Annotated in this window: 8 protein-coding genes; 5 read left to right on the top strand and 3 right to left on the bottom strand. The window is 71.7% G+C overall.

The window, feature by feature from the left end:
• The 5 genes from ACWGIS_RS36000 to ACWGIS_RS35980 all read left to right on the top strand — a co-directional run.
• Positions 1–660: alpha-isopropylmalate synthase regulatory domain-containing protein (locus tag ACWGIS_RS36000; RefSeq protein ID WP_453366728.1), on the top strand; the 660-nt coding region annotated here is incomplete at its 5' end.
• A gap of 429 nt (positions 661–1,089) precedes the next feature.
• The gene (locus ACWGIS_RS35995; RefSeq protein ID WP_453366727.1) at positions 1,090–1,608 is read left to right on the top strand and encodes a hypothetical protein; all 519 of its coding nucleotides are present in this window, start codon (positions 1,090–1,092) and stop codon (positions 1,606–1,608) included.
• An 80-nt stretch (positions 1,609–1,688) separates the two neighbouring features.
• Complete coding sequence (locus ACWGIS_RS35990) at positions 1,689–2,531, top strand: DUF4097 family beta strand repeat-containing protein (RefSeq protein WP_453366726.1); 843 nt, start codon at positions 1,689–1,691, stop codon at positions 2,529–2,531.
• 494 nt (positions 2,532–3,025) lie between these two features.
• Positions 3,026–4,024 (top strand): ATP-binding cassette domain-containing protein, encoded by a 999-nt coding sequence (locus tag ACWGIS_RS35985; RefSeq protein ID WP_453366729.1) that lies wholly within the window; start codon positions 3,026–3,028, stop codon positions 4,022–4,024.
• Positions 4,021–4,809, top strand: coding sequence for an ABC transporter permease (locus tag ACWGIS_RS35980; protein ID WP_453366725.1), 789 nt, complete (start codon positions 4,021–4,023; stop codon positions 4,807–4,809). The genes ACWGIS_RS35985 and ACWGIS_RS35980 overlap by 4 nt, the downstream gene beginning before the upstream one ends.
• 118 nt (positions 4,810–4,927) lie before the next feature.
• Here ACWGIS_RS35980 and ACWGIS_RS35975 read toward each other — a convergent pair whose 3' ends face one another.
• The 3 genes from ACWGIS_RS35975 to ACWGIS_RS35965 all read right to left on the bottom strand — a co-directional run bounded on the left by ACWGIS_RS35975 (position 4,928) and on the right by ACWGIS_RS35965 (position 7,496).
• Positions 4,928–5,851 (bottom strand): AfsR/SARP family transcriptional regulator, encoded by a 924-nt coding sequence (locus tag ACWGIS_RS35975; RefSeq protein ID WP_453366724.1) that lies wholly within the window; start codon positions 5,849–5,851, stop codon positions 4,928–4,930.
• On the bottom strand, positions 5,848–6,603 hold the full coding sequence (locus ACWGIS_RS35970) for a thioesterase II family protein (protein WP_453366723.1): 756 nt from the start codon (positions 6,601–6,603) through the stop codon (positions 5,848–5,850). The genes ACWGIS_RS35975 and ACWGIS_RS35970 overlap by 4 nt, the downstream gene beginning before the upstream one ends.
• A 371-nt stretch (positions 6,604–6,974) precedes the next feature.
• Positions 6,975–7,496, bottom strand: coding sequence for a hypothetical protein (locus tag ACWGIS_RS35965; protein ID WP_453366722.1), 522 nt, complete (start codon positions 7,494–7,496; stop codon positions 6,975–6,977).
• Between the last annotated feature and the right edge of the window lie 462 nt (positions 7,497–7,958).

The following is a 7,958-nucleotide window of genomic DNA, read 5'->3' as shown; positions in this document are numbered from 1 at the left end:
GTCGACCCGGACCTCTATCAGCACATCGACCCCGAGCAGGTCGGCAACACCATGCGGATGCTCGTCTCCGACATGGCCGGCCGCGCCTCCATCGAACTCAAGGGCAAGGAACTGGGCGTCGACCTCGGCGGCGACCGCGCACTCGTCGCCCGCGTCGTCGAACGCGTCAAGGAACGCGAACTCCAGGGCTACACCTACGAAGCCGCCGACGCCTCCTTCGAACTCCTCCTGCGGGAAGAGGTGGTGGGCCACGCCCTGCGCTACTTCCGCGTCGAGTCCAGGCGGGCCATCGTGGAAGACCTGCCCGACGGCACCCACGCCAACGAGGCCACGGTCAAACTGTGGGCCAAGGGCGAGCGCATCATCGCGACCGCCGAGGGCAACGGCCCGGTCAACGCCCTCGACCGGGCCCTGCGGGTCGCCCTGGAGAAGATCTACCCCCAGCTCGCCAAGTTCGGGCTCGTGGACTACAAGGTCCGCATCCTGGAGGGCAAGCACGGCACGGAGTCGGCCACTCGGGTCCTCATCTCCACGACGGACGGGCAGGAGGAGTGGTCCACGGTCGGCGTCGCCGAGAACGTCATCGCGGCCTCCTGGCGGGCCTTGGAGGACGCGTACACCTACGGGCTGCTGCGGGCCGGCGTGGAGCCCGTCGAGTAGGCACGGGGAGGGCCGGACGCGCGCGACCCCGCATCGGCTCCGGTCCGCGGGAGGGCAGGGGGCGCCGGACCTCTATACGCTGCGGCCCGCTGCGGCGCCACAGGCGTGTGGCCGCGCCGGCGATGCGTTGCCGATCCGGCGCTCCGACCCGCAGCCACAGTCGGCAGTCACCCTTGCCCCGAGACCTGGCATGAACTCGCACGGACCTTGTACGACCTCGCCCGGCCGTGCGTGGTGCCACTTGGTGCCATGTGGCGCAGCCCGGCGCCACCGCATGCCACGAGCAGCGCGGGATCACCGGTGGTGCCATTCCGAACCAGGGCGCCCGGATCACGTTTCCGCAGGTGGCGGGGGTAGTGCGCAAACTCGTCCGCTACGGAGCACCGGATGTGCTTGCCTGTGGTGCCATCGTGGTGCAATGATGGCGTCATGGACCTCACGCCGTATGTCGACACCCTCCGCCGCGAACTCGCGGTGGCCGCCGAAACCGGCGGCGACGAAGCCCGCGAGCTCGCCGAGCGGCTCACCGTGCCCCTGGAGTCGGCGACCCGGCTGACCCTGCTCAACGTGCTCTCCGCGGCGATGGACGAGATCACCCGCGAACTCGCCCCCGGCTCGGTCGACGTACGGCTGCGCGGGCTCGACCCCGACTTCGTGGTGAGCCTGCCGCCGGCCTACGCCGACACCCCTGCGGAGCCGGCCGCGCCCGCCGAACCGTTCCGGGCCACCGTGCCCGCCGACGGTGACGAGGGCGGCACCGCCCGCGTCAACCTGCGCCTGCCGGCTCATCTGAAGGCGCGTGCCGAGGAGGCCGCGAGCCGTGAGGGCCTCTCGGTCAACGCGTGGCTCGTACGAGCCGTGGCGGCCGCGGTCGACGGCGGCGCGCGGCCCCGGCCGGCCGAGAAGGCACAGACCGTCGGCCAGAGCTTCACGGGCTGGGTGCGCTGACCGCGCCCCGCACGCACCCCTTCACCCACCACACGTCCCACCAGCGGGGACGCCCTAGGACCCAAGAGGACGGGGCAGCCATGCCTTCTTTCGACACTCCCGCAGCGATCTCGGTCACGGCGCACGTGGACGCCGGCTCCATCCAGTTCACCGCGAGCGAGCGCGCCGACACGGTCGTCCAGGTCGCGCCTCGCGATCCGAAGAAGGACCTGGACGTGCGGACCGCCGACCAGACCGAGGTCAGGCACGCGAGCGGCGCGCTCACCCTCAGGACGCCCAAGACCAACCTGTTCGGGCGCACCGGCACCGTCGACGTGACGGTGGAACTGCCCGAGGGTTCCCGCATCGACCTGACCGGCGCCTGGGTCCAGGTGCTCGGCGAGGGCCGGCTCGGTGAGGTCCGCGTGAAGACCTCCTCCGGTGACGTCCGCCTCGACTCCACCGGCCCGCTCCAGCTGAAGGCCTCGCACGGGTCGATCACCGTCGAACGCGTCGAGGGCTCGGCCGAGATCACCACCAGTTCCGGCAGCGTGCGCGTCGGTCTGCTCGACGGCCCCGCCGTCCTGAAGAACTCCCACGGCACCACGACCGTGGCCGCCGCGACCGGCGAACTCCGGGTGAGCGGCGCCAACGGCGACATCGAGATCCGGCGCGCGGAGGACTCGGTCACCGCCACCACCGCCCACGGCACCCTGCGGGTGGACGAAGTGGTGCGCGGCACCGTCCAGTTGGAGACCTCCTACGGCGCCATCGACATCGGCGTCCGCGAGGGTACGGCCGCCTGGCTCGACGTCAGCTCGGGGTCCGGTCAGGTCCGCAACACCCTCACCGTGTCCGAGGCCCAGGACGCCGGCGAGAACACGGTCAGGATCCGCGCCCGTACCCGGCACGGCAACATCGACATCCGCCGCGCCAAGGCGTGAGCGCGCCTCGGGCGAGCGGCCGCAGCGCCGTCGCCCGAGGACACCTCTTCGACAACACGGCGGCACGGCAGCGCGGTTGAGTTCTGGGGGGGGCACGCGCGGCAGTCGGTCGCGCCTCGGCCCATCGCGCGAGTGCCGCCTCGGTGACCGTCATCGCGGCGAAGGCCGAGACGTCGGCGCCGGCCCGGTGATCGGCCCGCCGTCCGGGCGACGGCGGTCAGTACCGGCTCGGCAACACCGTCAGTGCCGACTCGACAACAGGGCCATCGGACACAGCAGTTGGCGCCGCCCGACCGTAGTTCGCGCCGCCCGACGGTCACAGCGCCACCCGGTGAGCCGTGACAGCACGCGAGCCATGACAGCACACGAGCCGTCGGCACAGGCTCGCGAGCGGCCCGCCGCCCGAACCGGAGCGACAGCCCCACCTCGGCGCATCCGCCGCACCACCCGACCACCTCATCCTCGAACGGAGGGCTCCCATGCCTTCTTCTGTCATGCCCATGTCCAGGCAAGGTGGCGACCGTCCGTCACCGGCCGCCGTCTCCGCCGTCGGCCTGCGCAAGTCGTACGGCGACAAGACCGTCCTCGACGGCATCGACCTGCACATCCCGGCCGGGTCCGTCTTCGCGCTGCTCGGTCCGAACGGCGCCGGCAAGACCACCGCCGTCAAGATCCTCTCCACCCTCGTCACCGCCGACGGCGGGCAGGCCCAGGTCGCCGGGCACGACATCGCGGCCTCGCCGGGCGGTGTCCGCGCCGCGATCGGCGTCACCGGGCAGTTCTCCGCCGTCGACGGGCTGATCACCGGCGAGGAGAACATGCTCCTCATGGCGGACCTGCACCACCTCTCCCGTCAGGAGGGCAGGCGTGTCACCGCCGAACTGCTGGAGCTGTTCGACCTCACGGAGGCCGCGAAGAAGCCCGCCGCCACCTACTCCGGCGGCATGAAGCGCCGTCTGGACATCGCGATGACGCTGGTCGGCAGCCCGCGGATCATCTTCCTCGACGAACCCACGACCGGTCTCGACCCCCGCTCCCGCCACACCATGTGGCAGATCATCCGCGAGCTGGTCGCCGGCGGTGTCACCGTCTTCCTCACCACGCAGTACCTGGAGGAGGCCGACGAGCTCGCCGACCGGATCGCCGTCCTCCACGACGGCAGGATCGCCGCGGAGGGAACCGCCGAGGAACTCAAGCGGCTCATCCCGGGCGGCCACGTACGCCTGCGGTTCAGCGACCCCGCCGCCTACCGGTCCGCCGCCGCCGCGCTGGACGAGGCCACTCGTGACGACGAGGAGCTGTCGCTGCGGATCCCCAGCGACGGCACCCCGCGCGAGCTGCGGTCCGTCCTCGACTGGCTGGACTCCGTCGGCATCGAGGCCGACGAGCTGACCGTGCACACCCCCGATCTCGACGACGTGTTCTTCGCCCTCACCGACAGCCGCACCCCCGCGCCCGGCGGAGCCGAGCAGCCCAAGGAGACGACCCGATGAGTTCCCTGTCCCTCGCCGTGCGCGACTCGAACACGATGCTGCGCCGCAACCTGCTGCACGCCCGGCGCTATCCCTCCCTCACCCTCAACCTGCTGCTGACCCCCGTCATGCTGCTGCTCCTCTTCGTCTACATCTTCGGAGACGCGATGAGCGCGGGCCTCGGCGGCGGCGCCGGCCGCTCCGACTACATCGCGTACCTCGTGCCGGGGGTCCTGCTGATGACCATCGGCTCCACCACCATCGGCACGGCGGTGTCCGTCTCCAACGACATGACCGAGGGCATCATCGCCCGCTTCCGCACCATGGACATCCACCGCGGCTCCGTGCTCATCGGACACGTCGTGGGCAGCGTCCTCCAGTCGGTCATGAGCGTGGTCCTGGTCGGCGCCGTCGCCGTCGCGATCGGCTTCCGGTCGACCGACGCCACGGTCCTGGAGTGGCTCGCGGCCTGCGCCCTGATCGTCCTGTTCTCCCTGGCGCTGACCTGGATCGCGGTCGGGATGGGCCTGGTCAGCCCGAGCGCCGAGGCCGCGAGCAACAACGCGATGCCGCTGATCTTCCTGCCGCTGATCTCCAGCGCCTTCGTCCCCCTGCACACCATGCCGGGCTGGTTCCAGCCGATCGCCGAGTACCAGCCGTTCACGCCCGCCATCGAGACCCTGCGCGGACTCTTGCTCGGCACCGAGATCGGCAACGACGGGTGGCTCGCCACGGCATGGTGCGTGGGCCTCGCGGTGCTCGGGTACTTCTGGTCGGCCTCGAAGTTCAACAGCGACCCGGCCTGAGCTGCCTCCACGGCACGGCTTCGGCCTGACCCGCCCCAGACGGCGTACTCCGGCACCGGTCGGAGTACGCCGCTCGCGCGTTCACCGGTCCCGCGCCCCGGCCGCGGTGGCGCCGCGGTCACCGGACCTCGGGTGCCTCCTGAACCCTGCGCAGCAACTCCTGCTGGTCCCGCACCAGTTGGTCGATACGGTTCTGCAGGTGCGCCATCTGCGTCACGAGGTCCGCGCGGCGGGGATGCCCGGCCGGGGGCGTGGGGGAGTGGTTGAGGATCGCCTCCATGCGGCACCGCAGGGCCGGGCCCGGTTCGATGCCGAGGGTGCCGACCAGATGGCGGCGCGCGCGTTCGTAGACGCCGAGGGCCTCCGCCTCACGGCCGCTGCGGAACAGGGCGATCATCAGCAGGTCGTAGAAGCGCTCACGCAGCGGGTGATCGATGGTCAGCCGCTCCAGGTCACAGGTGATCTCGGCATACCGCCCGCAGTTGAGACTCGCCTCGTACAGCGCCTCCAGGGTGGACAGGCGCTGCTCCTCCAGGCGCTCCGCCTCGGCCGTGCAGATCGGGCCGTGACGGCTGTCCTGGAGGGCCGGCCCCTGCCACAACGAGAGGGCGCCCTTGAGGAGTTCGGCCGCGTACCGGGGGTTGTCGGGGACCGCCGCCCTGCCCTGCCTGGACAGCCGGGTGAAGCGCTCCACGTCGGTGGAGGCGTGGCCCAGGGTCAGCAGGTATCCGGTGGGCAGCGTGCTGATCCACCGGTGGCCGCGGGTGGGCAGCAGCCGGCGCAGCCGGGCCATGTGGGCCTGGAGGGCGTTCGGGGCGTTGGCCGGGGGCCGGTCGCCCCACAGCTCCTCCACCAGCCGGTCCACGGGCAGGCGTTCACCGGCGTGGATGACCAGGGTGGCGAGCAGCGCCCGCTGCTTGGATCCGGTGGGCGCGATGCCCGCTCCGCTCGTCCCGTCGTGCACGACCACCGGACCCAGCAGCCGGAACTCGGTGGGCTCACCGCGCACCGGCGCCGGTACGGCGACGTCGAGGACGGTCATCGGTGCGTCCCGGTGGGCGCCCGGCCCAGGAGCAGGGCGCGGCCCACGTCCTGCTGGATCCGCGCGGCGACCTCGGGGAGCCGGTCCTGGTAGTAGAAGTGGCCGCCGTCGAAGAGGTGCGCGCCCAGGAAGTCTTCGGAGGCGGCCGCCCAGCCCTCCATGCGGTGCGGTGGCGCCACGTGGTCCGCGGTGCCGCCGAAGACGGAGAGGGGCACCGGCAGCGGCGCGGCGAGGGGGCTGGTGCGCCAGGTCTCGCTGATCCGCAGGTCCGCGCGGATCGTCGGCCTGAACAGGTCCCACAGTTCGTCGTGGTCCAGGACCGAGGACGACGTACCGCCCATGGCCACCAACTCCCGCCGCAGGTCGCTGTCGGAGAGCAGGTACCGGCGCGCGGGGTCCCCGTCGGGATGGAGGGTGCCGCGCGCGGAGATGCCGAGCCAGACCGGCGGCGTACGTCCCGAGTCGAGGAGCAGGCGCGTCAGTTCGTAGGCGACGAGCCCGCCCATGCTGTGGCCGAAGAACGCGAAACGGCCCGTCAGCCGGTCGTCCAGCTCGTGCAGGAAGTACTCCAGCAGGGCGCCCGTGTCGTCCAGCGGGGGGCGTTCGTCGCCGGGTCCGCGGCCGGGTGCGTCGGGAACCTGTACGTCCCAGCCGGCCGGGAAGGCGGACAGCCAGTCGCGGTACATGCGATGCGAGCCACCGGAGTGATGGAACACGAACAGACGCAGCTCGGGCTCGTCGGCCTTCGGCATGGCGACTCCATCGGAAGACACTCCGGCGCCCGGCCCGAGGGTCCGGATCCCGGAACGGGGTCAGGAGTTGGGACGATACGCGGAGTCGCGCCGGTGGCAGCCGTGTGCTGGGGCGGGCTTCGAGGTGCTCTGCACCGGTTCTCGAGCGGGCCGCCCCGGGGGTGTCCTTCGGGCCCTTCCTGGGGTCCGCCTTGCGGGGGTCGCGCCTGTTCGCGTGCCGCCTCCGGGAAGCGCGGGCTGCCGACCCGGTGGTCAACGCCTCGTTCCTGCCCGCCTTTTTCCGCTGTGCCGGGATCTCATGCCCTTGCCCCCGACGCGAAGTAGCGCCGGGGGCAAGGGCATTGGGGGGAGTCGAGGTGGGTCCGGGGCGCTCAGGCAGCGGGGCAGAGCGCCGCCGGTCCGGCGGGAACCGCGGGGCGGTTGACGGCCGCGGGTACCGGAGTGGCGGTGCGCTCGCGGACCGCGGACTGCGAGCGGCCCTTGGCGAAGACGACCAGACGCAGCACCGCGAACCGCGCGACGCCGGCGAGCGCCGAGGCGGACAGGTAGACGACCTGTTCGAGCACCGCGCCGGGTGCCGCCACCAGCAGGTGCAGGACGGCCATCGCCGCGCAGGTCACCACGTACGCGGCCGTCGCGGACCCGGCCGACTGAAGGTGCTGGCGCCGGGTCGCGCGCTGGCCTGCGCCGAAGGTGAAGCGGGCGTGCAGTTCGGTGGCCAGCAGCGTGGAGGCCACCGTGATCACGGCGTTGGCCAGGACCCAGGTCGTCCAGGGGGCGAGGGCGGTCACCGCGAAGCTGGAGGCGACACCCACCCCGCCGCCGCAGAGGACGAAGCGGGCGAAGGCGGCGAAGGCGCCGGGCGCCTGCTGTCGGCTCCGTGCTGTCTCCATGATCCGCCCCTTTGCTCGTCCAGTCCCTGAGAAGCGCGTTCGGCGGTGAAGCCGTGCGTGCGCTGCCGACAACGCCATCATGACACATGAGTGGTGCCATGTGGAGCCGTATTTGTGCCACTGGCGCCACGAGCGCCGATGTGGCGTTGGTGTTCGTGTAGTTGGTGGGGACAAAACGGCAGGTGAGCGCGCCAGGAGAGCGATCAGGGGGCGGAATGGGCCGTGATGTCCGGTGGCCGTGTCGCCGAGGTGACTGAACGATGGCTCATTTGTGGCGCAGTCCGATTCACCATGGCGCCACATGTGTGCCATGATGGGGCCACGGAAACGGAGCGACGCCGGGAACGGCGTACGACGTACTAAGGAGCCCCCATGTCTGTCACCTTCAGCAACGAGGACAAGGTCACCCTGCGCAACGCCGCCTACGGGGCCGTCACGCTGATGGCCGCCGCCGCCGGGGCC

Source organism: Streptomyces sp. NPDC054842 (assembly GCF_053611025.1).
The sequence above is the reverse complement of the archived record's forward strand: the minus strand, read 5'-3'. Positions and strand labels throughout refer to the sequence as shown.